Source organism: Rhodocytophaga aerolata, from assembly GCF_030503435.1.
Lineage (GTDB): Bacteria > Bacteroidota > Bacteroidia > Cytophagales > 172606-1 > Rhodocytophaga > Rhodocytophaga aerolata.
In genome coordinates this window covers 86,972-111,946 of the sequence record NZ_JAUKPO010000022.1, presented here as the reverse complement: position 1 = coordinate 111,946, position 24,975 = coordinate 86,972, and the positions used below count along the sequence as shown (strand labels likewise).

Genomic DNA, 24,975 nt, shown 5'->3' with positions numbered 1-24,975 from the left:
AGTTATCCGGCGAAGGTGCCAAAGATGCCTTGCAGGTCTTCTTTGAAAATGGTGAATGCCAAAAAGACGATCACGCCCACAATCAGCTGACCCAGGCTTCCCATGGCCCCTGGGTCATTGGTAATGAACTTTCGCACAGTGTTAATCAGGCCGATGGCCAGCACGATGATGAAGATGATGTTGATGGCTAAGATGACAAAGCCTGAAAAATTTTGCAAAGCCCCAGTGGTGGCTTGCAGGAACAGTGATCTGATAGGCATACAATGAATGGTATAAACGATTAGGAATAAACTGTTTTCTAAAAACACTTAATGCCAGCCCTGTAGAATCAAGCCCTAGGCGTCAAAGTTAAGAACAGCCGTTAGGGGTCGGCTTTCTGCAGGGGCAGGCCCTTCCGGCACCGGATGCTGCGTGTTGGTGTGCGCAACCGGGGCAGGGGCGGCTACAGGCGCTGCAACTAGCTCTTGTCCCACTTGCTCTTGCCCTACTTGCCTTGGCAGGTGATAGGTTTTATAAATAATCGGCGAGATGGCTTCCCCTCTTTTCTTTGCGCGCTGATACCTGTATCCAAGCAGCAGCCATCTCGTGAGGCAACAGAGAAGCAAAGCTAGGCAAAGAAGCAGATACATAAATTGCATTTTATTACTATTTAATCAATCACCTTACTTATCTATCACCTCTTCTTCAATAAGCCATAAATGAATTATTTGCTTATATTTACAAATATAAAGTGTTATTTCAGTAAAACAAAACGGTGTTAATGGCTAGAGTATCAAATATAATTTTTCCAATAAAATTTACCTGGTAATCACTTTATTTATAGAAGCCTTTTTTATCTTTTTTCTTCTCTTCTAGTGAAAAGAAAGCAAAGCCCATCAAAAATTATTTTTTCATTTTTTTTATTGCCTTCTAGCTATCCGGGCTGCCCATAGGGGTAAGATGTCCTTTCCCTGGTCACAGCACCCCTTGATCGGCCATAGAGTAATAGCCATCTGTGGTAAGAATCAGGTGATCCAGGATAGGCAGCTCAAGCAGGGTTCCAGCCTCTTTGAGCTGCCGGGTGATGGTAAAGTCTATCCGGCTTGGCTTGTTATTGCCGCTTGGGTGATTGTGGGCCAGGATCAGCGAGGAGGCTTTGGCTTTGAGGGCAGTGACAAAAACAAGCTTTGGATCCATCACACTGCCGGCTATGCCTCCGCTGGAGAGGAGCGCAACACCTAACACGTAGTTTGCCCGATCCAGCAGCAGGATGCGAAACTGTTCATAGAGGCAGATGGTATCTTTCGGCCAGAAAGGACGCAGCACCAGGTAAGCATCCTGCGCGCAGGTGATTTTACGCCGGGAACGTTTAGGTCCCTGACAACGGTAAACGAGCTCAATTTCGGCAATGCCGTGGGTGGAAGACTTGCGTTGATAAGGGTTTCGCATAGATGAATGCTCTTTCATAGATTGATGTTTTTTCATATAGATAGGTGTATGACTAGATAGTTTTTCATAGACGTATGGTATTGCATGGCTTGATGGGGTTATTGACGCAAGCTTGATTACCTGCACGGCCTGAAAAAGAGGTTTTCCGCGATGGGAGAACTATTCTTGTAGAAGAGTATATGGCGGGCAAAGGTTGCGCTAACAGCCCACATGCCGCTAGCAGAAGAGCACTTGAGGGAAGCCTTTCTGGCAGGCAGTTTCTACCTCTACCTGCTCTGGTATATTTTTTCAAACAGATCCAGCTCCTTGATTTTAGTCAGAATGAACCGGTACTTGGCTCTACCCAGCGTGATGAGCTCACTGCGGTGATCGGTATGGACAACAAACAAGCGGTCAACGGTTTTAGAGACGCCAATAAGCGTGATCTCACTGGCCTTGACACTATCGGCATAGAAAGCCATCTGCCGGTCATACTCATAGCGGAGAATGCATGCGCGGAACTCTTTTTCACTGCGGGCACTGGTGGTTTTCAGGTCCACTACCCGGTTTTGTCCTAACACATCCAGTTTGCCTTTACAGGCTACCCCGGTATAGAAATCCTCCCAATACACTTCCTGCTCCCTTGAGCCTTCCAGCAAGTGCATGCACTCCGGGTCCTGCCGGATGCGGTAGAGGCAACGCTGCAGGAGCTTGTGATGTTTTAGGGCATAGCTGCTACTTTGCAGCAGATGCGGCTCAAGCAAGGCCTGATGCAGCAGTGTTCCAAAATCAAAGGCCTTGCTCGCTTTGCGGAAAGGCAGGCCCATGATCAGGTGCTTGGCAATATAGAGATCACTATTGGAAATACGTTTTATCTGATAATACATAGAAAGAGGTGACTGATAGAAGCAGGTTACTGACAGAAGGTAGGTTACTGATAAACTGATGGATGACTATATCATGATTGATGACACGATGATGAGTGATGGCACCTATATAGCTTTCTAGGCAACCGTTTGCAAAGGGAAACAAATAGTCTACCTGGCTTCTGCAGCCTTTAAAGGTGGCGCTAGAAAATAATGCCAGAAGATCAGCAGGTAAAGGAGATAGTGTAGCCGGAAGAGGTCCTATGGCCGAAAAGAGCGAAAGAACAGGCAACCATCGGGGTAAAGGGGTGGCGAAAGAAAGGAAAGAGAGCAAGCCCTCTTTCCTTATCTTGATAGATCGGGAAAGCCCCTTTTAGGCTACCTGCCCGGCTGTGGATGAAAAATCTTCCGGGAGGTAATAGTTGTAGAAAGCCTGCAGCTGGCAGGTTTCTGAAAGAGTTTCCAGCCGGTAGATCTTCTGCCTTCCCGCATATCGCTCCAGCTCCCGGCGATGGTCTTCTGAAAGCAGTTCTTCGATTTCAAAGCTGGCAATATGGTAGGTGGCGGCAGGCTTTATTTTCTCGTTTTTCTTTTGGATAAACCTTGCCAGCAGCACTACGCCAGATAAGGTAACGTCCTCATAGAACAGATCCTGGGCAAGCTTTTCCAGCGCTTCGCGGCTATAGCCATGAAACAGGATAGCAGACAAACAGTTTTTATCATCGATAAAAAAGAGCTCTACCCATTTTTTGTGCCCTAGCTGCAGGATGTCATCTTCGAAAAACCGCCAGGCAATAGGAGTAAAACGCAGCGTGTCCCCTACCGGATCCGTTCCGTGGATAGTGAATTGCCCGGCTTTGGCATCCGCCCTATATTGCTTGGGCCTGCCTTCCAGGTAGCGGATATCTTCTCGGGATACAGCTGTTATGGCCTGCTCTGAGGAGGCTACTGTCTGCCCTTGTGAGGGGTCTATGGCCTGCCCGGTTGCTTCTAGGTTCGTTTCCTGGCCATCGGTGACCATCTGCTCTTTTTCGGATTTAGCTTTGTTGTTCATGGGTATAAGGGTTTACTTGTTTACAAAATGGATTGTTATTATTCAAATAATTGGCAGCAAAAGGTTGCCTGGTAAATAGCTTCTCCCTTGCTGCCTTACGTTTCCAGCACCCTTGCTACTTCCTCCTCTAGGCCTTCTAAGACCATTCCGCTCAGGTAGTCCATAATGCTTGTATCTCCTGCTTTGACATCTTCAATAGTAATCTCGAGGATAGCCGGGGTACCGCCATTGAATGTCCCAAAGGAATCGTAATGTATCTCTGCTTTTTCCCATAGGTAGCTATAGCAGACGGTAAGGCCTTGATACAGGCCCGATGCCAAAGAGTAGATCATAACGAAAGGTGAGGGGTTGGAGGGAGAAGTAAAGAAAGAAACAGAAAGGGATAGAAACTTCTTATCTAGGGGTTATCCGCATGGGCTACCGGCAGTTACTCGTGTAAGAGCAGGATGAGTTTCTCTTTAGATAGCTTGGCATACCAGTTTCTAAGCTCTCCGATAGCTTCTACAAGGGTGGTGCCCTCGGCATGAATAAAGTGGTTTTGCTCTTCTACACAGCAATTCACATACAACCGGATATAGGGCTTTTCTGCCTGGTCCCATAGACCAAATTCTACTTTATAGGCGGTGACATCTTCAAAGGTAGAGACCGTTTGGCAAAGCTGCCGGCGGGCCTCGGTGATGGATAAGGTGTGCATACTCGTTTTTTGGTTTTGTTGAGCGGTTTATTAACGATATCAGCTATCGTGCTTTGTTGATCTATATAAAGATAGCAAAATCACTCGAATTATACAAATATATTTGCATAAAATATCCATATTATTTCATATTTTTTAGCATAAATTGACGCAAAAAATTGCCTCTTTAGGTCTTTATTACTAAATTTTCATATTTTTTAATGATTTTTATTACATTTTTTTTTGTAGTAACAACCAAGCATACATTCCACCCTCATGCTTTTAACTTTTTCCTTGCCCCGCTGCCACTGCTACACCCACCCTCACAGGGGATACCATGGCTTTTCTATCAGGCTATGCAAGGACGAAACGCTTTGGTAAGCGTTCGGCCAGGCGAATCCTTGCATACCCTGATAGAAAAGCATATCTTGGGTGTGTAGCGGCAGCGGGGCAAGGAGCCTTACTGCCGGTAGGCTCTCTATCGAGTGAGTCTTTCGTGTGGGGAATTACTTACTTATGCAGGAAAGGGTTCTTATACAAAATGGTTCCTATATGAATGTGTTGCGAAAGGATTCTCTCACCTAAGATGCAAGTAGTGCAAGAAAAGTAGCCTTCAGGATAGGGTAGCTACGCATGCGCATCTATAGGCTAGCGGTAGACAAACTTACTTTTATAGCCATAGATTCTGCTGGGATTATGTACCTTATTACCTAGAAATACAAATAAATTTGCAATCCCTTTACTTTCTTTCTACTTTTACCTTTAGAAAAATCATCACATTTTATGGATATTGCAGACCGGTTACAGGAATTTTTAGATTACCTAGGGCTCAATACGCATCAGTTTGCCAAAGAGCTTGGCTATGAGCGCTCTGAGAAAATCTATGGTATCCTGCATAAAAAGTTCAAGCCCAGCTATGATACCCTGATGGATATCCTGCTGCGTTTCCCAGAGCTTTCAGCCGAATGGCTTTTTCGGGGAGAAGGCGAGATGTTTGTTAGAAAAGAGCAGGTTAGCCAGCAGACCTTTGAAGTGGGGTTGCTGAAAGAGAAAGTTAAAAGCCTGGAGTCTCTACAGACGGAAAAAGACAAGCAACTTACAGATAAAGAGCGAATGATAGCTATTTTAGAAAAACAGGTAAATCTATTGGAAAAAATGCTTTCTATTCCTAAATAACTACGTACAAACTAAGAATGAATAGCCCAAGAAAGACAATACTGCTTATTGATAATGAGCTTAGCAAAACATTGCATATGTATTTATTCTTGCAACTGCCCAAACCTATTATCTCTTTCCTATTTCTACCCGCTCCTATTTTCTAAGCACCTCATAGTGTGGCTTGAGTGCCTTAGTAATCTTTTCCATTACTTCCTTAAAGGAAACCACCTGGTTTATCCCTGCTCTTTTCAAGAAAGCCTGCCATTGTTTATGTCGGCTAGAATCCTCTGAAAAAGCTTTGGTAAACAAACTGTGTGAGTCCTGGTAAGTGGTCCCCCTACGCAGGCAAGTTTCCCTAATTGCCGCTGCTACTATTCCTTCCTGGTAGTCTGCTCTTTGCAAGAGCTGATAAACATCATAAAAATCTTTCATGCGGCTGTTAGCAGCCCCTAAATCAAGCATCGCTTCAAACTTTTCTGCAATTACTGACTCTACTGAATAGGCCCACACCTTAGGTGGTTCCATTTCCAGTAACGTAGGATAGCTAATAAGCATCGGTGAGGGAATTACAGCGTCTCCAAAGCCAATGTCTACTTGTATGCGTTGCCTAATGCTTTCTAATCTAGCCTCCAGATGAATACGAATGCCCTGATAGCCACCTTCTTTATTGATCTGCTCAGTTTCCATGGGCTGTTCAAACAACACCCTATCATCTGGATAGGGAATCGCGGCCAGCCTTCCAAATATTTGCTTCAACGTTTCTGCATCAGCTGATACATTTATTCCTAGCAAATCAACATCTTTGGTAGGTCGGCTTTTGAGTCCTTCCCAGGCATACAGTAAAGCACCCCCTTTTAGGCAAAAATGGCGTTGATACTCAGATTGGGATAGTCTGAATAACAACCTTTCCTGAAAATACCGAATGAGTACCAACTGAAAGGTCTGCCCTTCTTTTTTTGAGAGCGTGAGCAACTTTGCCCGGATGGCGGCAGCAGGATTCTTACTCATAAAAGCAAGGCTAAGTAATCATGCAGAATCTTCTCCACCCGTAGCAGTTTTGCATAGGTCAGCAGTTTTTCTAGATCCCGGTCTTTTCTTTTTAGATAGCTTATCAATGTCTCTCTTACCAGATCTGCTCCCATCTTACTGCGGTATTTGATCACATCACAGAGGGTTTTTTCCATCTCATAAATAGCTATATGATTGGGACTAACAGCTTTTTGATCCAAAGGCAATTGAGATATTCCAATTTGGTAGGCTTTCGGGCTCCAATAGTAGAGTTTGATGGGTGGATAAGCAGGAAGCGTTATTTTTCGGCTTCGCTCGATGGCTACATGGTACTGGTGAGGAATATAGGTTGTTAATTCATAAAAAGCTAAGGCAGAGTAGAGACAGAATACGCCTTTAGGCACCATTTGCCCTACTTCTGTCATCTCCTCTGCCAGTATGTCTTCTTGCCACCGGTAGAGCCCGCGGCTGATTTTTATTACCTTCCCCTCCTCTTCCAATTTTTGAAGCTGGTAAGGATTAATGCCTGCCTTTTTCACTTCCCTTAGCCTGGCATAGCCTTTTCCCTTTTTGAAAATCGATTCTATTAATGTATGCATATTATTTTAGTTAATTTTACTGCACTTATTAATAAGTGCAGTAAAATTAACTAAAATAGATAGGACAGACAAGTTACTTATCTACTACCTATTCAACGCCTATAAAGACAGATCATATGCTTTATGGGAAGCGCTTGTCACAAGTAGAACTTTCCCTATGATTCTATGGGTGAAAGCGAATAAAAGAATACAACGTTTTACCTATTGCCTATTCTTCGTTGTTTAGCTTCGTTGAAAAGTCCTAGGTAAAGCGCTGTTTAAAAGGGCATCCATTTTACTAGTCCATCTGATAAAAACACAAAAAATGTCATTAAATTAAAAGATAAAATTCAGAGCATTTGAACTTAACTAAGGTGTATGCCCTTTTGGGAGGCAGGCAAGTATTTGATAAACCCTTTACAAGTGAGCAGGACCTGGCTATGGCAGCCTTGATGGGTATCCGTAAATCCGCGCTCCTGCATCTGGCAGGGGCTGTAGATATGGAAGTAAAAGAACTGGTAAACTTTCTGCCAGTAACCCTGCGCAACATCCAGCGATACAAGGATGAAGACCTGTTAAGTGCTATTGTAAGCGACCGTCTTATTGCGATCGCCAAAGTAGTTGAGCGTGGACAAGAAGTTTTTGGCAGTCAAAAGCGGTTCGCTAGCTGGCTGCATGTAGAAAATGCAGGTCTTGGCACTATACGGCCCATAGAGCTTTTGAAAACACACGCCGGTATTGATTTGTTGCTCAAACAACTGGGCCGGATAGAACATGGAATTTTTGCCTGATCCCCTTTTTAATGAATCTATACCGTCTCACTAAACCTATATATGCGGAAGATAAAAGTGGTACAGGTGCTTACCTGTATGGTGGCCACCCGAACCGGCAGGGGACACATCTGCTTTATAGGGCCAGCAATCCTTCACTCGCGGTAGCTGAAGCCTTCCGTCCATGTAACGATTGCCACCTGGCTAGCTATATTTTCTATGGTTCATTTCTATTTGCCGATCGGCCGCATGCTTGACCTAAGAGAAGCACAAGTAAGCAAAGACTGGCGAGCTAAAGAAGATATTACCCGGCAGGCTGGCCAGGACTAGACTTCATCCCGGGAGTCTATTGGTTTGCGGGCTGCTTCGTCCGTAGTTGGAGACGATTATAACATCTTAATTAATCCGCACCACAAGGATAGTAGCCGGTTAAGGGTCTTGAAAGTTGTTCCCTTTCATTTCGATAAACGCATGTGGAAGAATCTTCCAAGCTGAGTAGAAAGTTTCTATAGTTCTATTCTCTATCATGTCTACATATTAGCTGTATATGGGGTTTTATTCCAGGTAGCCAGGTAGCCAGCTAGCAGGCAGTTCACTCGTCTCAGGCTTATATAGGCTAGGAATACACTCGATTCTTCCCAGATGATGAAGCAGTTCATCCCTTCCAATAGAAGAACACATCAGCTCTATTGGTTTTCTTTCTCCCAAAGCCCGGCTAGCTGAGTGCAGAAAAGAGGAAAAATCCTCTAAATTTCCATATACCTCCATGCCTCTGGCAATTACTTTGGCAATATGAAATGTTTTTTCTGCCTCATCGTTAGAAAGTGTTCCCTGAGCCTGGAAACGCCTTTGCAGTGTACGTTCACAGATACCAAGCATATCACTCATCTGTTTGTTTGTGAAGTTCATTAAGCGCCCAATAGAACGCAGGGCATCAACTGGTATTTGCTCGCAACGACAGAGCTCCATAAAATCCAGGCTGTTGCCAATAGGCTCTTTGATTACCTGCCTGCCACCCATTAGCTCAACCATTGTTTGTAGTAGCATAATCCTCCTTTTGTTCAACTAAATGTTTCTAGCTATTTAATAGTACATACAACTAGTACATATAACGTTGAATGTACTATATAGCATTGTAATATATAACGAAGACCGCTACTTAGCAAAAAGGGTTCGTAAAAAGGAAGTACGACTACTATTTCTCAATTGCTACCCTATGTGGCAACATGCCCTATGTAAAATCATATTTTATGTAAAAGCGTGTCTTATGTAAAATCATCCATCATCTAGCAGCATGTCTTATCTAGCAGCATGTCTTATCTAGCAGCATATTTTATGTAGCAGGACCTTCTTCGATATCTGGTAAGCGTATCTTTTTATCAATGGTAAGTTTTAAGCGCAGCGCTTGCCGGTTAGGATGATTCTCCGGCAGCAGCTTTGCATATTTCTGCCGCATATAGTCAGGCATCCTAGAGAGCCAGGCGGCCTCGTTACTTGCCTCCTGCATCCGCAGATCTGCTTGTCTTGCCTCCAGGTACTTTGCTTTCCTTAGAAAGTATTCGCCTAAAATCTCAAAGATTACGCCTATAGATAAACTGCCATAAAACTTGCGGCCGGAAAGCTTTGCCTCTTTAAAAGCTAAGATGATATCCTTGATGCTTTCATGGGTATATTTCTCTAAGATCAGGCCGGCTGTTTCAATAATCTCGGCATAGGATAAGCGCTCTTTGATTTTAAGTGAATCAACAAAGGCTTTCAAAATAAAGCAGAGCAGTTTAAGCAGATCTTTTTCTCCCAGCGTTTGCCTGAGCTGAAAAATCTTGGGGGCAGCCAGGGCTTTTTCCATCGTTACCTCCAGCGATATTTCTGAGAGCAGCATCTCAAGCTCCTGATGGCTGCTTTTGAGCAGTTCACTTACCGTATTTTCTTTCAAAATATGCATCAACTGCCGCTCCAAGCACGGAGTAACTGTTTTGAGCGGAAGCGTGGCGGGAGGTTGATTTTCCATAGCTTGCAGGTTCATGGGTAGGTTGGGAATAAGTGACAAGTTTTCCTTCTTTAAAATCACGCAGCATCCAGTTTTTCACCGTCGCAATCCAGTCTTTTTTCCTAGCCTGCTTACTTTCTGACCAGTTTTTGACAATCTCATAGTAGTATTCCAGGTTGGCTCCCTCATAGTCACTGCCGGCAAAGGCTTGCACAAACAAGGATTTGTCATTATAAAGCGAATCGCTAAACAGCCGGTCAGGCTTGAGGGCTGCCCTTTGTTGCTTTCCCTTTCCTACAGGTCTTGCTTCTCTTCTATCCTCGCCTACTCTATCTTCACCTGATCTATCCACTCCCAAAAGGTTTTCTGGGGATGCTGCCACGCAGACCGTGCGTGGTCCTGCCTGTTTGCCACTGTTTGCCTGTTTATTGGTAGACGGTGATGAATCACCGGTAAGCATGGAGAGGTTTTCTGTTTGCTTAGCTATACTTGGCTCTGCTGTAAGATCAATTGGCAGCTGAGAACTCTCCTGTGGCTGCACCAAATTACCCATTGGTTGTGTCCAATATTCTTTTCTTTTTGGCGCAACATTTTTCTTTTCACTAGAAGATACCTGTTCGTCTGAGGAGTCACTTACTAGTTCTTTATTAGTAGAAAAATGAATAACTGTATCATCCACTAGTTGATCTTCAATTCTATTCTCTTCCCTTGATTTTGCTTGCCTTACTATATACTCTTCTTTAATAGTTTGCTCATTTACTGGTTTAGAAGTTTGTTCTTTTATTAGTTTATAAGTTTTATATGGGGCATCTGCGCCGGCAGTGCCTGGGTTTGTGCCTGGGCCGTGGATTAGACCTGCAGAAGTATCTGCATGGGTCTCTGCACTATCCATTGCCATGACAGTGCTTTGCTCTTGCTTTGGTAGCTGCAAGCAGTTTGCTTTGGCAAAAAAGGCAGTCCACTTCTCTGTATACAGGCTGATCTGGCGGGATTGATACTGGTTTTTAGCAAGGCTCCTCTGCTTAATCAGTCCCCAAGCCTCCAGGTCCTTGAGGGAGTTAATATAAGTCTTATAGCTGCCGATGGCAGAAAAAAACATCGTATTCTCAGTCGGCAAACCAAAGGTTTCTACGCTCCAGCCTACCTGGTTTTGCAGCTCGATGATGCGAAAAAACAGCGCCTGGTGGGCTGTCCGGCACCCTCGTTGCATGGGCTCACAGGTGGCCATCTGCTCATAAAAAAAGCGGGTCAGCAAATAACTGTTCATAGCTTTTTAGATTTAGTTTGTTTGTTATTGGGCTTCTCTTCTCCTTTATCCTGCGTGTTCTGCTTATGCTTTTCAAGCATGCGTTCAATATCCTCATAGGCATAATAGATCACGCCCCCTACTTTGGTATAAGGCAGGGTGCCATTAACGCGAAGGTGTTGCAGGGTACCCGGGGAAATGGAAAGCAGGGCGCGTACCTCTGGCGACTTGAGCCATTTTTTAGTCTGAAGCGGGTTTTGGATGAGTAGACACTTCAGTTCTTCAAGCAGTTCCAGCTTAAACAGGTAAAGGTCTTCGGTGGTGATGATTTGTGCAGCCATAGCATTTAATGGGTTTTGATGATGGCTACAAAGAGAGGAAAAACTCTTTACTAAAAACAGTTAGAGGGGTTGTACAACCTTTTTGTAAAACTTTGAAATATAGCTAATTAAAGCTAAATTTTAGTTATAAAATAGTTTACTTACCGAAGAATTATTGGTATATTTATCTAGCAAAAGAAAGCAAAACCAAACGTTTACCAAGCATACGTTTGAGGTAGTTAGTGCAGGTTCGGCCTTCCTATCTGGATGCATTGACACTAAAATTACATGCCCTTATTGCTCTTATTGCTAAAGTTATAGTTATTACACCTGAAGACATGTCTGCGAACGTAAAGAAGAGGCAACTAGATATACTGAGTATGCCTGCGGCCCACCTGCCTGTCATTGACGAGCTTATTAGTTTTATGCACGCATGGCAGATAGCTAACCTTGAGCAGCTGCTTGTCTATAGCGCTCCGGAATTACTTAACATGGAAGGATTCGGCTACCGCTGTTTAAAAAGCCTATACACGCTGCTAGAAGCTAACGGCTGTGAGCACCTGCTCAAAGAAGAGTAACCTATTTTGGGAAAGGTTCATCCTTTTGTTTTATTGATATGGTTGAGTAATTTAATCACCACTTCCTTTACCACTTTTCTAGTTGACTCCTCCACATTATAATATTTGTTGCTTAGTGTATGAATTGATATGGTTTCCTGCCGCTTACTGCTAAAACTGCTTTGCAAGAACCTAAAAAGTTCATTTCCACTTTTAACCCCAATTACCTCTGTTTCCTGTAGGATTCTAAACAGGTAGGCTAATTGCCCAACAGAAAGCCCTGTGGTTAGCTTACTGATTTCTGCATAGGATATTTTTAGCTCATCGGCTTGTATATGCAGCATTTTTTCCTGGTAAATAATTTCTTCTGCCAGGTAGTCCAGCACTTGCTCTTTAATTGGTGGCATTGTTTTCTTATACCGCATCTGGGTATGCATGCTTTTTTGCTTGTACACTTTGTTGAGGTAATAGAGCTGTGCAATTTTACTCGTGCCTTGATAGCCTTCTATTGATTTTTCAATTCTTGTAGTCAGGTAGTCAAAAAAATCTAAGGAATTAAAATTCATGGTAAATAAAATATCCAGGAGTGTATCTTCGGATAAGACCTCTTTCGCTTTGAAAGCCTGCTCAAGGGTTGTGAGGAGTTTTTTATGGTAAAAAAGATCTTCATAGCTCCACTGCTCTTGCTCTATTACAGAAAGCATCTTTTTCAGAGGTATCTCCAGGAGTCTACGCAGCGTAGTATCTACGGGGCTCTTCACTAAATGGGTATACACGCTTTGCGCGGTCTTTGTCAGCCCAGCTGCACTGAATAGCCGCTTGTTATAGGGAAGGAGCAGAACTGTATTGATGTAGGAAGTAAAATGGGTTTCCAGGTAGGATTGTATAGATTCAAGGCCCGTATAGAGCATTTTGTAGATATCTGATAGCGAGTAATCCAGGGGATAGTCATAGATACTTTTTCTGCTTTTTTCATCTAGCTGCATGCTAACAGTCTGCAACAATGTCTCAAGGGCTGCTTGATGCGTATGCAGATACAACTTTATTTGCTTCTCTTCACCTAGCGTGAATACATGGCCGGTTAGATTCTTTTTAATTTCGCTTATTTGACTTTGAATATAGGTATGATAAAAATAATAGCTAGCCTCTGCAGGGGTGAGCTCTTCAAATTCTATAGGCTCAAGCAAATCAAGCAGGAAGGCATCCTTAGCTAAATCTATCAGTGAGCTTTGAGTGGATGCTTTTAGCGAAGGAATATGTAGAGAAGCCTCCTTGAGTAGCCTAGCTTTCAAGGCTACATTTGCAGGGCTTGCCCCAGCAGGTGGTACGGTCATGGCAGCCTCGAAAATAATTCGGCTTCTTCGTTGGGTAAGCCCATAGCTGCCATTAGAAGATAATTTGAAATAGAGCAGATGTTGCCTTCCACAATAGGAAAACCGTTGTTTTAAGTACCTAATGAAGCTAGCAACCTCTACTCTATCAGTAAAAGAGCTTAGACCTTGTGATAAGAACTGATCTAATGCGGCAAACTCGTATTTCAACTCTTTATAAGTTTGGGTATGAATTGAAATAAAATTTTCTACTACCCTTTCCAGCAGGTGCGCCCCCGTGCGTCTGCCTGTTAGAAAGTTAAGAAATAATGTAACCCCCCTTGCCTTATGAGCACTAAGGAAATGATTTTCTTTTCCTCATTGAACAGGATGAAGTGACGTGGCGTTTGGGGATCACTTTTCCGGTAAATAACCAGCGTACTTTCCAATTCCTTTTTCCCTTTAGCCACTCTTTGGGCTTGACTTTGGGGCTTTCTTTCGAGTGCTTTGCCAAAAATATGGGTCAGGGGCTTTGCTTCCCAAATCATTTTCGGCAAGTGGTCTGTATGCACATAGCTATTCCAGGGAACCGCCGTGTATTCTTTTAAATTAACTGTATCGAGTATAGCATCAAAAGCCTCTAAGATCTGCCAGTCATATTCCCTGCGCAAGGTATCAACTGCCTGTAGCGTATCAGTTGGGGAGAAATAATAAGCTAGATAGCTACCAAAGAGCTTTTCTTCGCTTAAGTCTTCAAAAGGCGTCCTTTTAACATACTTGCATAAGCGCCAGAACTTGTTTTCTAATTGCCTTTCCCGTTGAGAGAGGCTACTTTTTTGGCAATAAGCTTCCCCGTAAACTAACAGACATAGCGTTAGTTTAAAAAACAGTATTTTTAACATAGCCGTAGATGAATTAGTATAAATTCACTTTTTGAGAATCGTTAGGAGGCAGTTCTTTTTACCTGCTCAGGATGGAGATAAGGCAGTTTATACCTGGGATGAAACAGGTAGTCATGCCAACGCCAGATAAGAAGTGGGTTTCTTTTAAACGTACGATAGAGTATTGTATCACTAGCACCTGGATGGTTGTGCTTAAACTCTTGTAGCACCATTTCTACACAACTATAATTACATCCTTTGAAAGGTCTTTCAGCTGTTTGTAGCTCTCCATTAAAGGTCGAATAAAAGTATACTTTTTCAAGTTCTAAAATTCCTTTGATAGGCGTATAATTGGTTATTAATGCTAAAATCAAAGTCGCAATAAGTATTTTTATTATTGTTTTCCTTGTCATATTCTTTAATGTTTATAATCCTATTTCTTAGTAACAACTTCCTTTGCTTTGCATTGTAAGACCAGCAGTAAGATTTACTTTGGCATCTGGATTTGCCTCTTTGAATTTTCTTAAGTCATATCCTAACTGTCCTGGATTATGTCCTGTAGTAGTAACCATTGCACCTTTATTTTGTGGAACATTCACACCTGCGCTATTCATTATATTGAATACATAGTCTGTACAATTATTCTCATTTAGATCGTAAGGTAATGAAGATAGTTCATCTGCTGTTTGGATAGCAGCTTGAAAACCCGTTGGACTAACATCATAGGTACTACTTATAGTATATTGAGTTCTTCTCTCAGGATTACTATCTCCATTGTTATGTATTTCAGAAGCTGTAGGTAAAAATGTTAGTGATTTCTTACCTATTTGGGGGTAAAAGCCAATTATTTGATTAATAGAAGAAGAGGGATCGTTTTTATTAACCTTTGTGAAACCTATGCATGTGTGGCCAACATTCCCTGTAAATGTTGAAGAAGAACTACTTCCTGGCTCTGGCTCTTCAACATATATGGTAATGCTATAGATATAATCCTCGGATTGAACTGTGCCAAAGCATGCCAAAAAAGCCTTTAAATCAATAGCTGGGTTGTCAATTCCAGGTATGAACAAATCGCTTTCTCCATCCCGGACAACTGCCTGTCTTTTGGTTTCTTCCGACCTGGTATGTTCGTTTTCATACCCGGCTGTATTCTCAACGCCATTTCCGTAACTTACCCCTGTTCCAGCGTTAGCGGCTGAAAGCCCCAAATCGCTACCACTAGAGCCACCTGCACAAACATATACTGTTTCTGCATAATCTAGCCGTTGCCCGGAACAATTTTTATTGATACATACATCCACATAATATTCGATACGTACCTCCTGGCATACCCCACTCACCCGGCTATTTTTTAAATGGGATGCTGGTGTTACCTCTCCTGTTATGTGCCCTTCCGTATATTTCACCCCGCTTAAAAAGTTTTCCTGCCAGTCATACATCATTACCATGCCAGTAAAATGTGATAGTGATTGCAATTGAGTATTTTCTCTAAAGAATTTCGTGCTGCCAATCACTTTCATGATCTGCAAATTGAACCTTCCCTCTTTATCTATGAATAGAATGAGTTTGGTTTGATTGCCTTTGCCTAGGTGATGTTTACTATCGTACTCCAGTGGAATGCTGAGGGCTTCCAGACCATTGGGCAAGCGAAAATTCTGGGCAAACTCCCATAAGAGCTTACGTTTAATAGAATAATTTATTTTGCCTACCGGATCTGGGATTTCTGTTATACTCGCATAGTGCTCCTCATACCATTGCCTCGCCTCTGGTAGGCTAATTGGGGATTTAGTTGACTGGGGTGTTATAGCTTCTTTTTCTTTGCAGGCATTTAGAAAAACAAGAAGCAGAGATAGCAAATAAGAGAGTAAAGTAATACGCTTGTTCATAGCAGTTGTTTGGATTTGTTAGAGAATGATTAATTTTTTTGTAAAACTAGCCACTCACTAACCAAAACTGCTTGATATATATCAAGAAATAGGGCTAGGAAAATATCAGGTTATTTTCTCTTTTTTCTGATCCGGCTCAGCGTTTCTGCTGACATACCCAGATACGAAGCAATATGCTTGTTCAATACCCGGTTAAATAAAGAAGGGCTCGATTTAAATAAGGCCTCATAGCGTTGTTCCGCTGTTTGCATGCGGTGGGATATAATGCGCTCTTCGCTGCGAACATAATAATCCTCGGTAAGTACACGTCCAAAAAAGTTGAACTCTGGAAACTGCCTGTAGAGCATTTGCAGATCTTTATTGGTAATAGAAATCAGAATGGAATCTTCTTCAAGCTCCATATTTTCATAACTGATCCGCTGGGAGAAAAAGCTGTAGACCGAGATAATCATGTCATTCTCTTTCATAAACCAGGAGGTGATTTCTTGCCCATCCATAAAATAATAGGCCCTGGCCAGTCCTTTTTCTATAAAATATACCCGATCACATACTTTGCCCTCTTGTAAAAGAAGGGTTTTCTTTTTTAATTCTTGTTTAGTCAGGCAACGAGTAATAGCCTCTTTTAATTCACCGGATACGGTATTTAACTGAGAAAGAAATACAAACAAAGAATCGTACATATGCATACTCTTTTTTTCTGCATAAATACGACATTGGTGCAGCTATACAAAAAATCGGAATCTATTTCATCCTACAACGATCGTATAGAGTTCTAATTTAAGAACTCTCTTATTACATTTTAAGTATATACGTGTACTTACTTTGTTGCTATTACTAGTACTAGTTAGCTGTACTGCTTAAGAAAGTAGAAATATTTCATGCCAATCTGTAATCATAGTATGCTCTCTGCTCACATATTTGTGCAGCAACAACTTATTATTTACCCTATTATCTATTACCTTCCGATGAAAACTACCTTAAGTTAAAGCCTACAAAGATTAAAGTTATGCTTTGGATTTATTTAACCTACCATATGCTGTGTGCACTGACAACTTTACTTAGCTCCAATCTATTTTGATTCACTAACCCTCTTTATAATAAACCAATTGCAGAATCAAAGAGGATGCAGCATACTCCTCTGTTTACATTTTCGAGTACTGCCAGGTCTTACGGGCTTTTCCAGCTCGAACACTCTAGACTAATACCAATTGCATTATTAACATACCTATCCTGCTGACAACTAACGCCTATGTTAGCTTTATTATAGCTTTTTTCTACAAAGCTTGTAGAAGTATCATAAATTTCTCTATCAGCTTTAGACAATAGTTCTTTATATAAATCTGTCGTACCCTTGTAGCTTTATATCCATTAATATGGCTGATCCATTAATCTACACTCAAATAATCTTAGATGTTATCTTTTTATAATGGAATAAAAGTAATAATAGTATATGAATCAAGTCAGCATTTGATTTTGCTATAAATTAACGTAAAAAATACTATCTTTCCTTTACATATGTAATTATCATATCACGCCAGAGTAAATAGCCATCTCCGTTTAGATGAACTCCATCTCCACAATCATATTTTTTATTTAATGCACCATTTGCTTCAAAAGCAGTATACAAATCAATATATGCAATTTGCTCCTGTTTGCATAGGAGTTCTAATGCCTTATTAATACTTTTGATCTTGCTATTCGTCCAATAATGAGGTAAAATACTCTGAAAATATATTTTTGTGGCTGGGCTATATTCTTTGATTGAGTGGATTATTTGCCTATAATTATTAACTATAACTTCTTCTGTAAGACTATACGTGAAATCGTTAATTCCTACCATTATAAATAATTTTGCAGGTCTTTTGTTAATAACTTCAGCGAGCCTATCCATAACGTCTGAGGAAGTATTACCTGAAATCCCTCGGTTCAAGATTGTAGCATTTTCAAAAAGTTCTGAGACTTCAAAATGATCTGTGTGAGAATCTCCTAAGAAAATAATTTTGCCTATGCTGTTTGGCATCTTCTCAAATACTTCTGCTCTCATAAAATTTCTATCCCCATGAGTGCGTGTATAGTAACGCCAGTACAATTTATACCCAACAACAGATAGCAAGATGACATTTAACAGAATAGACCCACAAAATAAAAGAAGAATGAATTTTTGTTTATTTATTTTCATATACTTTAATTTACACTTATTTATTGTTGGCTTAATTACATAATAATCTTTGGCCCGGGTTTACTTTTTTCAAGTTAAAGGATAGGTCATGTATCAGGCAAAAAATTTCTCCATTCTCCTCTTCTCAAATGAGCTATTGCTAAAATTAAGTATTTGCTTTAATTTATTTATCATTCATCCTTTCTTAAGCTATGGGCAAGAAGCTAAGACAGTCCCACTTTTTCAACATGGTGTAGCTTCCGGAGATCCTGCAGCAGACCGGGTAATTCTTTGGACAAGGATTTCTTCCCAGCTAGCAGGCAAAATATCAGTTAAATGGGAGATTAGCCGGGATAGCCTTATACGCACAATCTTGCAAAGCGGGCAAGTAGTAACTGACTCTTTAAAAGACTATACAATTAAAATAGATGCTGCAAAACTCTCTCCTGGGCAAACCTATTACTACCGCTTTTCTACCATGGGCAGCTATTCGCCTATAGGACGTACAAAAACAACACCCTTGCAAAATGTAGCTAACCTAAAGTTTGCTGTCGTCTCCTGCAGCAATTACGCTGAAGGCTATTTCAGTGCTCTGGACCGCATTGCTGATAGAAAGAACCTGGATGCAGTTATTCACCTAGGAGATTATATTTATGAAGGTACGGAACGGGATTTTGATCAAAGGGGTCGGAAGGATATAAAGAGCATAGATAATCCCGGCAGAAAAAAAAACAAAGCCTGGTGGCTTTCTTATTATCGCGAGCGGTATGCGATCAGTCACCTTGATTCGGCTTTAAACCGGGCCCACCAGGTGCATCCCTTTATCTCAGTCTGGGATGATCATGAAACAGCCGATAATGCGCATCGAGATGGGGCAAAAGCCCATAACCCACTAACAGATGGATCCTGGCAAGAACGTAAAGAAGCGGCCCGTCAAGCCTATTTTGAGTGGATGCCTATCCGGGGAAATGGTCCTTCTATCTACCGGTCCATCAGCTATGGAAATCTCATGGAGCTTTTTATGCTCGATACAAGGCTTGAAGGCCGGGATAAGCAAATCTACGATGCGTCCAGTAGTGCCTTGTATGATCCTGATAGAACCCTTCTAGGTAGCAGGCAAAAACAGTGGCTGCTTACTAAACTTAAAAGCTCTACGGCTCAATGGAAAGTTATCGGAAACCAGGTGATCTTCTCTCCTTTTTATGTAAGCTGGGCTAAGATTGGGCCTTTTGCCTCTCAGGTCACAGGGCTTGAAAATAACCTGCTTGATTACTGGCAAGGGTATCCACTTGAGCGTGACAGCATTCTAGAGTTTATCTCATCCAATCGTATTGACAATGTAGTAATTCTTTCTGCCAGTATGCATTGCTCGCTAGCTTTTGATGTATCGCTGCGGCCAACAGATGAGAGCCGAATGGGCGAAAAAGCAACCTATCAATCAAGTGATGGGAAAGGATCTCTTGCCGTTGAATTTGCCACCCCAAGTATCACCTCTGCTAACTTTGATGAGCAAATTGGAAGTGTGATGACAAAAGCTTTTGAGGAAAGAGTGAATAAGCCTCTTCCTCCTCCCTTTAATTTTAATCCCAACCCGCATTTAAAATTTGTGGACCTAACCGAACATGGTTATCTACTGCTAGAAGTGTCAAAATCTAAAACGCAGGCAAGCTGGTATTTTATTGAGGATAAGTTTAAGAAAAATTCAAAAGAAACACTTATTGAATCGCTTCATACGCTTGATAAACAAAATCATTTCAGTAAATGAAGTCAAAATAACCATTCTTTGCTTTCGTATGATTTATTCGTTATTTTATTGAATTTTAAGAAGTAAAGGCAAAATAATTAATAAAAAAATACCTAGAATTAGGTATTTTTTTTTCAAAATCTAACCCATATTTTTGATAGTAGTAAGACAATCCTTACATAAAGATTATTTTAAGATAAGGGTCAAAAAAGATTTGACCAAGTATGCTTTTTTTCTTTCTGTTTAGCATTTATCCTACGATCACCAGCACATAAAATTTATAGTAATTTTAAAAATTGTTGTTTTGTATTATTGTAAAATCTAGTTTTATTCCTAATATTACAGATCAGCTCTTCATAAAAACTTTCCAGCTCTTAATTTTAATCAGTACCTGTCAGACTCTTCAAAAAAGTGTGACTTATAGGTATTGCTTGTTATTTTAGTATTAAACAAACTTGAATTTATTATGTAACAATTTTAGCTAATCATAGAATTTTACTATTTGTTCTTTAATTCAGTATATCTATTACTGAACATAATTTGTATTGCCTATTTTGACCTAAGCACTTTAGCTATTATGAAAATCTCTATCATCACTGTTGCCTATAATAGTGCCCTAACTATTGATGCAACGATCCGCTCAGTACTCTCTCAAACGTACAATGACATAGAATATATCCTCATAGATGGCAACTCTAGTGATGGCACCCAAGATATTATTGCTTCGTATGGGCATCCATCTATCCGGTGGATTTCAGAACCAGATAAGGGTATCTATGATGCGATGAACAAAGGCATTGCTATGGCCACAGGGGATGTGATAGGAATACTCAACTCCGATGACTTTTACAGAGATTCTCAGGTGCTTTCCCACGTTGCTAAAGCTTTTCTAAAGACAAATGCTGATAGTGTTTATGGAGATCTGGCTTATGTGGAGGCAAGGGATACATCTAAAATCCTCCGCTACTGGAAATCTGGCCAGTACAAAGAAGGAAGTTTCCTTCACGGATGGATGCCACCGCATCCTACGTTTTTTGTTCGGCGGGAGGTATACAACAAATACAATGGGTTTGATACCAGGCTTAAATCAGCAGCGGATTACGAGTTGATGCTGCGTTTGATCCATAAACATAAAATCTCTGTCGCCTACCTGCCTGAAGTCTTAGTCTTCATGCGGGCTGGAGGCAAAAGCAATCAGAGCCTATCAAACCGGTTAAAAGCCAACCGAGAAGATCATTTAGCCTGGCAATTAAACAACATAAACCCGAATCTACTAACACTAATTTTAAAACCGTTACGAAAAGTTGAACAATTCTTGTTTAATTCCTATAAAACTGAGCTAACCAAACAACTCAATACCTATTCCACTCCTATAAAAGTTGATTATAAAGCAGTATCCACTTCTGTTAATTGATTTCATATGCTTACCCTTTTCACTAGCTTTATCAGCTCTTTTTTAATCACTTACTTTGCCATACCTATGGTATTACGGGTTGCTCGTATCCGCAATCTTTTTGATGAACCCGACAGTAGGAAAATTCATAAAAAAACTATCCCGGCACTTGGTGGAGTAGCTATATTTTCTGGCTTATTTTTTTCAATTATTTTTTGGAGCCAGCCAGAGTTGTTCATACACCTGCGGTGGGTGATTTTATCTCTAGTGATCATGTTTTTGCTGGGTTTGAAAGATGATATAGTCTCTATAGATCCTTACAAGAAGCTCTTTGGTCAGATTGTAGCTTCCCTTTTATTGGTCGTATGGGGAGAGATCCAGATCAATAATCTACATGGATTATTTGGTCTGTATGAATTACTGCCAGCCGTGAGTGTAGGGTTGACCATCTTTGTTATTATTGTCATTGTAAATGCATTTAATCTAATTGATGGCATAGATGGCCTCGCAGGTGGTATTGGAGTAATTGCTTCCCTTATATTTGGTATCTTCTTTTTGCTCGCTGATCATCCCATCTTGTCACTGATAGCTTTTTCCCTGACAGGCGCCTTACTTGCTTTCTTACGCTATAATTTCTCCCCGGCACAGATATTTATGGGAGATGGCGGATCGCTGGTTGTAGGCTTAGTTCTATCTATCTTAACTGTCCGCTTGCTAAATATTGAGGTGATCCCCTTATTTGGACAAGTAATTTTGCCTACACCTGCCATTGCTTTATCCATATTAATTATACCCCTTGCTGATACTTTGCGCGTTTTTATCATTAGAATCTGGCAAGGAAAATCTCCTTTTCATGCAGATCGGAATCATCTGCATCATCAGCTGCTCAATTTAGGTTTCAATCACAGGAAAGCTGCTGGGGTTTTGTATGGCACAAACATTTTCTTTATCATTTTTTGCTTCACTTTTATTGATGCCGAGCTTAACTTCCTATTTTTTATGACGATAACTCTAGCTACCATTTTAAGCCAGATACCTTATGTTTTAAGCAGCAAAAATAAAAAATTAAGCAGCAAAGAGGAAGTCATCATGGATGCTGCTTAACTCAGTTTCTAGGTTATCAAAGTATTAATGTTCTTAAATTAAATCCATGCAACTAATTTCGAATATGAATATAATTACACAAAAATTGAAACTACCCATTCTTGGTTTGCTATTAACCTTCGGAATGTTCTCCTGCCAGGCACTTGAGGAAAGAATACGTCCTAAAAAGGAGGTAGAATTAAACATTCCTGAAACTTTTGATTTTGCCACCATACAAAACGTAACTATCGATTTATCATCCAAAGACGATAAAGGTAATGCGGTAAGTATACCGTATATAGGAATTTATGATAAAGATCCTTCTATGGGAGGTACATTATTGTATGTTACTGGCACAGATACACAAGGGATAGGTACAGATGCTTATTCATTTCCTTCCCACATTAAAAATGTTTATCTAGAAACTAATATTCCAGGAGTAAGTAATGTAGAAACACCTATTGTAAATGAAAGAATTTCTCAATCTTTTATTATACCAGAAGGTACAAAAACTGGAAGGTTAAGTGCTACTGAGGCAGACCCCTACTATGGTTTCGATAATACGCTTAAAGGATATCTTTTGTATGAAGATAACTGGCCTTATAAAGGAGATTTTGATCTCAATGACTTAGCTGTAAAGTATAATTATAATTTCAAAGCTGAAGGGTTACCCCAAGGAAGGACAAGAAAATTAGAACTTATATTTGATGTAGTTGCAATAGGTGGGCAGTTTGATAATGGTTTCTCTATCAAAATAACTAAAGCAAAAAATCAACGCGCATTGACACTAGATGATATTGCAAACATAGAATTAACTGTTAATGGCACTCCTATTTCCAATTATAAAAATAGCTCAGCTGTTTCACAAGAGGATGGTGAAGGAGTACTCTTTGATATTTTTTCTCCAACTAACTTAGCGGCTGATCTTCAAGGTACAGATAAAAACAAACAAACAAATTGCAATTCACTGCCTACAGCAAAATTAGAAATTACCTTTAATGATGATGCTGTTGATAAAGGGTTAGGTATCAGTAATTTGAGATTAGGAAACCACCCTTACGATCCATTCATCTACGTTAATGGGAATAAAGGCAGAGAAGTACATCTAGTAAACAGGACCAGAACGCAAAGAGCCAACAATCTTTATCCGTATACTATTCCTGACAATAGTAATGATAATATTGGTACACCTGTTTATAAAGTTGTAAGAAATGCATCAACTGAACAAAATATGCCTTTCGCCATACTAGTACCTGCAGTTAAGACTAGTGGTAATACTCCCCTTGGATTCAAATTTTTAATACCTCAAGAAAGATCTGCTATTTACCAAAATGATGTATATCCTTCATTTGCTACTTGGGCTAGTAGTGGGGGAGGAAGTAATCCAAATTGGTATTATGAGCCGAAGAATAATACAGTCATACCTTGTAAATAAATAAAAAATTTACGGCCCTCCTTTACCAAAACTTAACACCAGTAAAGAAAGTTACTGGTGTTATCGTGTAGCTTAAACACTCTTAAACACTCTTAAAAACTCTTAAAAACTCTTAAAAACTGGTACTATTAACATGAAAAAACTCTATCCTTTTGCCCTTGCATGTAGCTTTTCTGCTGCACTCTTTTCTTGTCAAGCCCTTGAAGACCGAATCCGGCCAAAAACAACCGAAGTAACTTACCCGGCTGATTTTGACTTTGCTACTGTTAAATCTAGCTCCGTCCACTTAACTGCACTAGGCTCTGATAATGCTCCCTTAGTGCTACCTAATATAAGAATTTATGATGGCAATCCTGCTGAGGGTGGCAATTTGCTGTATCACGGAGCAACGGATGTTGAAGGCAAATTAGCTGTTCATCTACCAATACCAGTGAGTGAAGAAAAAGTATATATTCAATATAATTATACTGGCATAAGCGATGCTGTCCTACCTATAACAAATAGCACTATTACACATCAGGTAAAAGCAGGCAGTAAAAATGGACGGATTGCTGCAGGTGGTGGTGAAAGCATTTCACAAGAATATTATCCTTATATCAATAAAACTGAAGGCCTGCTCATGTATGAGGATAACTGGCCTTTCGCTGGCGATTTTGATCTGAATGATGTAGTAATCAAATACACATTTTTAACTAATGGCATCTATCCTGATCCTGCCAATACCATGTCAAAATTAGTGTGTAAATTTGATGTAAAAGCCCTGGGGGCCACCTTTGATAACAGTTTTCATCTAGAGCTAGATAATATAGATGCATCAAATATCAATCTGATTACCCTCAAGGGTGGGAATGGAAATATTATTTATCAGGGAACCGCTCCAAGCGGGGTGAAATTTGGCGCAAATGCAGCAAAATCAGCTGTCTTTGATATTTTCACAACATCTCAATTAGGTACAGATTTCATTAATACAAAAAATAAGAGCACTAATTGCACTGGCTTGCCCAAAGCAGAGCTTACCATTGAATTCAAGACTCCTATATCTGTAAATAGCACCAGTGTCGTAACCTCTGATTTTCCTTATAATCCCTTCATCAGGGTACAAGGTAAAAAGGATAGAGAAGTCCACTTATCCCGAAAGAATGCTTCGATAGATTCTTCCCCATTTGCAGGCATTGCCAGCACCAATGATAAGAATGCCAATTACAGATATGACAAGGAGAATAGCATGGACACCGGAATGCCTTTTGCGATGCTTGTTCCTGTAAAATATGATTTAAAAGGAGATCAATTTGATTTTACTGTCCGCTATGCCTTAGAACAGGTGCCTATGTATGTGGCCTTTCCTAAATTTGATGAATGGGGCAGATCATCCGGAGGTGAACAACCCTTATGGTATCAAAATTTTATAGATTCTAAAACAATTGTTCCTTGCAATAATTAACTGATTTATTTGATGATTGA

28 protein-coding genes are annotated in these 24,975 nt (G+C 40.6%); 9 read left to right on the top strand and 19 right to left on the bottom strand.

All coding sequences use genetic code 11. The annotated features are described in order from the left end of the window. Nucleotides 1-2: 2 nt before the first annotated feature. From Q0590_RS26390 to Q0590_RS26375, 4 genes are all read right to left on the bottom strand, one after another. A complete protein-coding gene (locus tag Q0590_RS26390; RefSeq protein ID WP_302040637.1) occupies nucleotides 3-260 on the bottom strand; it encodes a hypothetical protein in 258 nt (85 codons plus the stop codon). A 75-nt stretch (nucleotides 261-335) separates the two neighbouring features. Next, nucleotides 336-629 (bottom strand): hypothetical protein, encoded by a 294-nt coding sequence (locus tag Q0590_RS26385; protein WP_302040636.1) that lies wholly within the window; start codon nucleotides 627-629, stop codon nucleotides 336-338. 325 nt (nucleotides 630-954) lie between these two features. Then, nucleotides 955-1,464: a JAB domain-containing protein gene (locus Q0590_RS26380; protein ID WP_302040635.1), complete on the bottom strand. Its 510-nt coding sequence runs from the start codon at nucleotides 1,462-1,464 to the stop codon at nucleotides 955-957. 230 nt (nucleotides 1,465-1,694) lie between these two features. Further along, nucleotides 1,695-2,294, bottom strand: a complete 600-nt coding sequence (locus Q0590_RS26375; RefSeq protein WP_302040634.1) for a PD-(D/E)XK nuclease-like domain-containing protein — start codon at nucleotides 2,292-2,294, stop codon at nucleotides 1,695-1,697. 176 nt (nucleotides 2,295-2,470) lie between these two features. Here Q0590_RS26375 and Q0590_RS26370 point away from each other — a divergent pair, with 176 nt between their 5' ends. Next, on the top strand, nucleotides 2,471-2,650 hold the full coding sequence (locus Q0590_RS26370; protein ID WP_302040633.1) for a hypothetical protein: 180 nt from the start codon (nucleotides 2,471-2,473) through the stop codon (nucleotides 2,648-2,650). On the opposite strand, the gene Q0590_RS26365 is transcribed toward Q0590_RS26370, so the two are convergent. From Q0590_RS26365 to Q0590_RS26355, 3 genes are all read right to left on the bottom strand, one after another. Then, entirely contained in the window at nucleotides 2,647-3,327 is a 681-nt protein-coding gene (locus tag Q0590_RS26365; protein WP_302040632.1) for a hypothetical protein, read from the bottom strand. The genes Q0590_RS26370 and Q0590_RS26365 overlap by 4 nt on opposite strands. Before the next feature lie 95 nt (nucleotides 3,328-3,422). Beyond that, complete coding sequence (locus Q0590_RS26360) at nucleotides 3,423-3,659, bottom strand: hypothetical protein (protein ID WP_302040631.1); 237 nt, start codon at nucleotides 3,657-3,659, stop codon at nucleotides 3,423-3,425. Nucleotides 3,660-3,754: 95 nt separating this feature from the next. Continuing rightward, nucleotides 3,755-4,021 carry a hypothetical protein gene (locus Q0590_RS26355; protein ID WP_302040630.1) on the bottom strand — a complete coding sequence of 89 codons (267 nt, stop codon included), beginning with the start codon at nucleotides 4,019-4,021 and terminating at the stop codon, nucleotides 3,755-3,757. 762 nt (nucleotides 4,022-4,783) lie between these two features. On the opposite strand from Q0590_RS26355, the gene Q0590_RS26350 reads away from it, so the two are divergent. Next, a complete protein-coding gene (locus tag Q0590_RS26350) occupies nucleotides 4,784-5,176 on the top strand; it encodes a hypothetical protein (RefSeq protein ID WP_302040629.1) in 393 nt (130 codons plus the stop codon). A 135-nt stretch (nucleotides 5,177-5,311) separates the two neighbouring features. Here the strand turns inward: Q0590_RS26350 and Q0590_RS26345 are convergent, their stop codons facing one another. Both Q0590_RS26345 and Q0590_RS26340 read right to left on the bottom strand, forming a co-directional pair. Next, nucleotides 5,312-6,166: a nucleotidyl transferase AbiEii/AbiGii toxin family protein gene (locus Q0590_RS26345; RefSeq protein ID WP_302040628.1), complete on the bottom strand. Its 855-nt coding sequence runs from the start codon at nucleotides 6,164-6,166 to the stop codon at nucleotides 5,312-5,314. Continuing rightward, complete coding sequence (locus Q0590_RS26340; RefSeq protein WP_302040627.1) at nucleotides 6,163-6,765, bottom strand: type IV toxin-antitoxin system AbiEi family antitoxin domain-containing protein; 603 nt, start codon at nucleotides 6,763-6,765, stop codon at nucleotides 6,163-6,165. Before Q0590_RS26340 ends, Q0590_RS26345 begins: the two co-directional genes overlap by 4 nt. Before the next feature lie 338 nt (nucleotides 6,766-7,103). On the opposite strand from Q0590_RS26340, the gene Q0590_RS26335 reads away from it, so the two are divergent. Next, nucleotides 7,104-7,535 carry an Xre family toxin-antitoxin system antitoxin gene (locus tag Q0590_RS26335; RefSeq protein WP_302040626.1) on the top strand — a complete coding sequence of 144 codons (432 nt, stop codon included), beginning with the start codon at nucleotides 7,104-7,106 and terminating at the stop codon, nucleotides 7,533-7,535. A 534-nt stretch (nucleotides 7,536-8,069) separates the two neighbouring features. Here Q0590_RS26335 and Q0590_RS26330 read toward each other — a convergent pair. The 4 genes from Q0590_RS26330 to Q0590_RS26315 all read right to left on the bottom strand — a co-directional run bounded on the left by Q0590_RS26330 (nucleotide 8,070) and on the right by Q0590_RS26315 (nucleotide 11,088). After that, the gene (locus tag Q0590_RS26330; protein ID WP_302040625.1) at nucleotides 8,070-8,561 is read right to left on the bottom strand and encodes an Xre family toxin-antitoxin system antitoxin; all 492 of its coding nucleotides are present in this window, start codon (nucleotides 8,559-8,561) and stop codon (nucleotides 8,070-8,072) included. Between the two features lie 286 nt (nucleotides 8,562-8,847). After that, complete coding sequence (locus tag Q0590_RS26325) at nucleotides 8,848-9,447, bottom strand: hypothetical protein (RefSeq protein WP_302040624.1); 600 nt, start codon at nucleotides 9,445-9,447, stop codon at nucleotides 8,848-8,850. Continuing rightward, nucleotides 9,425-10,768 (bottom strand): hypothetical protein, encoded by a 1,344-nt coding sequence (locus tag Q0590_RS26320; protein ID WP_302040623.1) that lies wholly within the window; start codon nucleotides 10,766-10,768, stop codon nucleotides 9,425-9,427. The genes Q0590_RS26325 and Q0590_RS26320 overlap by 23 nt, the downstream gene beginning before the upstream one ends. Continuing rightward, nucleotides 10,765-11,088 (bottom strand): helix-turn-helix domain-containing protein, encoded by a 324-nt coding sequence (locus Q0590_RS26315; protein WP_302040622.1) that lies wholly within the window; start codon nucleotides 11,086-11,088, stop codon nucleotides 10,765-10,767. The genes Q0590_RS26320 and Q0590_RS26315 overlap by 4 nt, the downstream gene beginning before the upstream one ends. Nucleotides 11,089-11,405: 317 nt before the next feature. On the opposite strand from Q0590_RS26315, the gene Q0590_RS26310 reads away from it, so the two are divergent. Continuing rightward, entirely contained in the window at nucleotides 11,406-11,645 is a 240-nt protein-coding gene (locus Q0590_RS26310; RefSeq protein WP_302040621.1) for a hypothetical protein, read from the top strand. 17 nt (nucleotides 11,646-11,662) lie between these two features. Here Q0590_RS26310 and Q0590_RS26305 read toward each other — a convergent pair whose 3' ends face one another. The 6 genes from Q0590_RS26305 to Q0590_RS26280 all read right to left on the bottom strand — a co-directional run bounded on the left by Q0590_RS26305 (nucleotide 11,663) and on the right by Q0590_RS26280 (nucleotide 17,880). Then, nucleotides 11,663-13,165 carry a hypothetical protein gene (locus Q0590_RS26305; RefSeq protein WP_302040620.1) on the bottom strand — a complete coding sequence of 501 codons (1,503 nt, stop codon included), beginning with the start codon at nucleotides 13,163-13,165 and terminating at the stop codon, nucleotides 11,663-11,665. Between the two features lie 80 nt (nucleotides 13,166-13,245). Then, a complete protein-coding gene (locus Q0590_RS26300) occupies nucleotides 13,246-13,836 on the bottom strand; it encodes a hypothetical protein (protein ID WP_302040619.1) in 591 nt (196 codons plus the stop codon). Nucleotides 13,837-13,877: 41 nt separating this feature from the next. Beyond that, entirely contained in the window at nucleotides 13,878-14,228 is a 351-nt protein-coding gene (locus Q0590_RS26295; protein WP_302040618.1) for a hypothetical protein, read from the bottom strand. Between the two features lie 27 nt (nucleotides 14,229-14,255). After that, nucleotides 14,256-15,701 carry a hypothetical protein gene (locus Q0590_RS26290; protein WP_302040617.1) on the bottom strand — a complete coding sequence of 482 codons (1,446 nt, stop codon included), beginning with the start codon at nucleotides 15,699-15,701 and terminating at the stop codon, nucleotides 14,256-14,258. 110 nt (nucleotides 15,702-15,811) lie between these two features. Next, the gene (locus tag Q0590_RS26285; protein ID WP_302040616.1) at nucleotides 15,812-16,381 is read right to left on the bottom strand and encodes a Crp/Fnr family transcriptional regulator; all 570 of its coding nucleotides are present in this window, start codon (nucleotides 16,379-16,381) and stop codon (nucleotides 15,812-15,814) included. Nucleotides 16,382-17,199: 818 nt separating this feature from the next. Further along, nucleotides 17,200-17,880 carry a GDSL-type esterase/lipase family protein gene (locus tag Q0590_RS26280; RefSeq protein ID WP_302040615.1) on the bottom strand — a complete coding sequence of 227 codons (681 nt, stop codon included), beginning with the start codon at nucleotides 17,878-17,880 and terminating at the stop codon, nucleotides 17,200-17,202. Between the two features lie 88 nt (nucleotides 17,881-17,968). On the opposite strand from Q0590_RS26280, the gene Q0590_RS26275 reads away from it, so the two are divergent. The 5 genes from Q0590_RS26275 to Q0590_RS26255 all read left to right on the top strand — a co-directional run bounded on the left by Q0590_RS26275 (nucleotide 17,969) and on the right by Q0590_RS26255 (nucleotide 24,955). Continuing rightward, nucleotides 17,969-19,624: an alkaline phosphatase D family protein gene (locus Q0590_RS26275; protein ID WP_302040614.1), complete on the top strand. Its 1,656-nt coding sequence runs from the start codon at nucleotides 17,969-17,971 to the stop codon at nucleotides 19,622-19,624. 556 nt (nucleotides 19,625-20,180) lie between these two features. Then, nucleotides 20,181-21,017 (top strand): glycosyltransferase family 2 protein, encoded by an 837-nt coding sequence (locus tag Q0590_RS26270; RefSeq protein WP_302040613.1) that lies wholly within the window; start codon nucleotides 20,181-20,183, stop codon nucleotides 21,015-21,017. A gap of 66 nt (nucleotides 21,018-21,083) precedes the next feature. Next, on the top strand, nucleotides 21,084-22,100 hold the full coding sequence (locus Q0590_RS26265; RefSeq protein ID WP_302040612.1) for an MraY family glycosyltransferase: 1,017 nt from the start codon (nucleotides 21,084-21,086) through the stop codon (nucleotides 22,098-22,100). Between the two features lie 64 nt (nucleotides 22,101-22,164). Next, nucleotides 22,165-23,514, top strand: a complete 1,350-nt coding sequence (locus Q0590_RS26260; RefSeq protein WP_302040611.1) for an LruC domain-containing protein — start codon at nucleotides 22,165-22,167, stop codon at nucleotides 23,512-23,514. Nucleotides 23,515-23,647: 133 nt separating this feature from the next. Continuing rightward, nucleotides 23,648-24,955 (top strand): LruC domain-containing protein, encoded by a 1,308-nt coding sequence (locus Q0590_RS26255; RefSeq protein WP_302040610.1) that lies wholly within the window; start codon nucleotides 23,648-23,650, stop codon nucleotides 24,953-24,955. Nucleotides 24,956-24,975 lie beyond the last annotated feature (20 nt).

What these genes read in the sequence shown, in the direction of transcription:
- Q0590_RS26390 (WP_302040637.1), bottom strand. Translation starts at nt 260, where the DNA reads ATGCCTATCAGATCACTGTTCCTGCAAGCCACCACTGGGGCTTTGCAA.
- Q0590_RS26385 (WP_302040636.1), bottom strand. Translation starts at nt 629, where the DNA reads ATGTATCTGCTTCTTTGCCTAGCTTTGCTTCTCTGTTGCCTCACGAGA.
- Q0590_RS26380 (WP_302040635.1), bottom strand. Translation starts at nt 1,464, where the DNA reads ATGAAAAAACATCAATCTATGAAAGAGCATTCATCTATGCGAAACCCT.
- Q0590_RS26375 (WP_302040634.1), bottom strand. Translation starts at nt 2,294, where the DNA reads ATGTATTATCAGATAAAACGTATTTCCAATAGTGATCTCTATATTGCC.
- Q0590_RS26365 (WP_302040632.1), bottom strand. Translation starts at nt 3,327, where the DNA reads ATGAACAACAAAGCTAAATCCGAAAAAGAGCAGATGGTCACCGATGGC.
- Q0590_RS26360 (WP_302040631.1), bottom strand. Translation starts at nt 3,659, where the DNA reads ATGATCTACTCTTTGGCATCGGGCCTGTATCAAGGCCTTACCGTCTGC.
- Q0590_RS26355 (WP_302040630.1), bottom strand. Translation starts at nt 4,021, where the DNA reads ATGCACACCTTATCCATCACCGAGGCCCGCCGGCAGCTTTGCCAAACG.
- Q0590_RS26350 (WP_302040629.1), top strand. Translation starts at nt 4,784, where the DNA reads ATGGATATTGCAGACCGGTTACAGGAATTTTTAGATTACCTAGGGCTC.
- Q0590_RS26345 (WP_302040628.1), bottom strand. Translation starts at nt 6,166, where the DNA reads ATGAGTAAGAATCCTGCTGCCGCCATCCGGGCAAAGTTGCTCACGCTC.
- Q0590_RS26340 (WP_302040627.1), bottom strand. Translation starts at nt 6,765, where the DNA reads ATGCATACATTAATAGAATCGATTTTCAAAAAGGGAAAAGGCTATGCC.
- Q0590_RS26330 (WP_302040625.1), bottom strand. Translation starts at nt 8,561, where the DNA reads ATGCTACTACAAACAATGGTTGAGCTAATGGGTGGCAGGCAGGTAATC.
- Q0590_RS26320 (WP_302040623.1), bottom strand. Translation starts at nt 10,768, where the DNA reads ATGAACAGTTATTTGCTGACCCGCTTTTTTTATGAGCAGATGGCCACC.
- Q0590_RS26315 (WP_302040622.1), bottom strand. Translation starts at nt 11,088, where the DNA reads ATGGCTGCACAAATCATCACCACCGAAGACCTTTACCTGTTTAAGCTG.
- Q0590_RS26310 (WP_302040621.1), top strand. Translation starts at nt 11,406, where the DNA reads ATGTCTGCGAACGTAAAGAAGAGGCAACTAGATATACTGAGTATGCCT.
- Q0590_RS26300 (WP_302040619.1), bottom strand. Translation starts at nt 13,836, where the DNA reads ATGTTAAAAATACTGTTTTTTAAACTAACGCTATGTCTGTTAGTTTAC.
- Q0590_RS26295 (WP_302040618.1), bottom strand. Translation starts at nt 14,228, where the DNA reads ATGACAAGGAAAACAATAATAAAAATACTTATTGCGACTTTGATTTTA.
- Q0590_RS26290 (WP_302040617.1), bottom strand. Translation starts at nt 15,701, where the DNA reads ATGAACAAGCGTATTACTTTACTCTCTTATTTGCTATCTCTGCTTCTT.
- Q0590_RS26285 (WP_302040616.1), bottom strand. Translation starts at nt 16,381, where the DNA reads ATGTACGATTCTTTGTTTGTATTTCTTTCTCAGTTAAATACCGTATCC.
- Q0590_RS26280 (WP_302040615.1), bottom strand. Translation starts at nt 17,880, where the DNA reads ATGAAAATAAATAAACAAAAATTCATTCTTCTTTTATTTTGTGGGTCT.
- Q0590_RS26275 (WP_302040614.1), top strand. Translation starts at nt 17,969, where the DNA reads ATGTATCAGGCAAAAAATTTCTCCATTCTCCTCTTCTCAAATGAGCTA.
- Q0590_RS26270 (WP_302040613.1), top strand. Translation starts at nt 20,181, where the DNA reads ATGAAAATCTCTATCATCACTGTTGCCTATAATAGTGCCCTAACTATT.
- Q0590_RS26265 (WP_302040612.1), top strand. Translation starts at nt 21,084, where the DNA reads ATGGTATTACGGGTTGCTCGTATCCGCAATCTTTTTGATGAACCCGAC.
- Q0590_RS26260 (WP_302040611.1), top strand. Translation starts at nt 22,165, where the DNA reads ATGAATATAATTACACAAAAATTGAAACTACCCATTCTTGGTTTGCTA.
- Q0590_RS26255 (WP_302040610.1), top strand. Translation starts at nt 23,648, where the DNA reads ATGAAAAAACTCTATCCTTTTGCCCTTGCATGTAGCTTTTCTGCTGCA.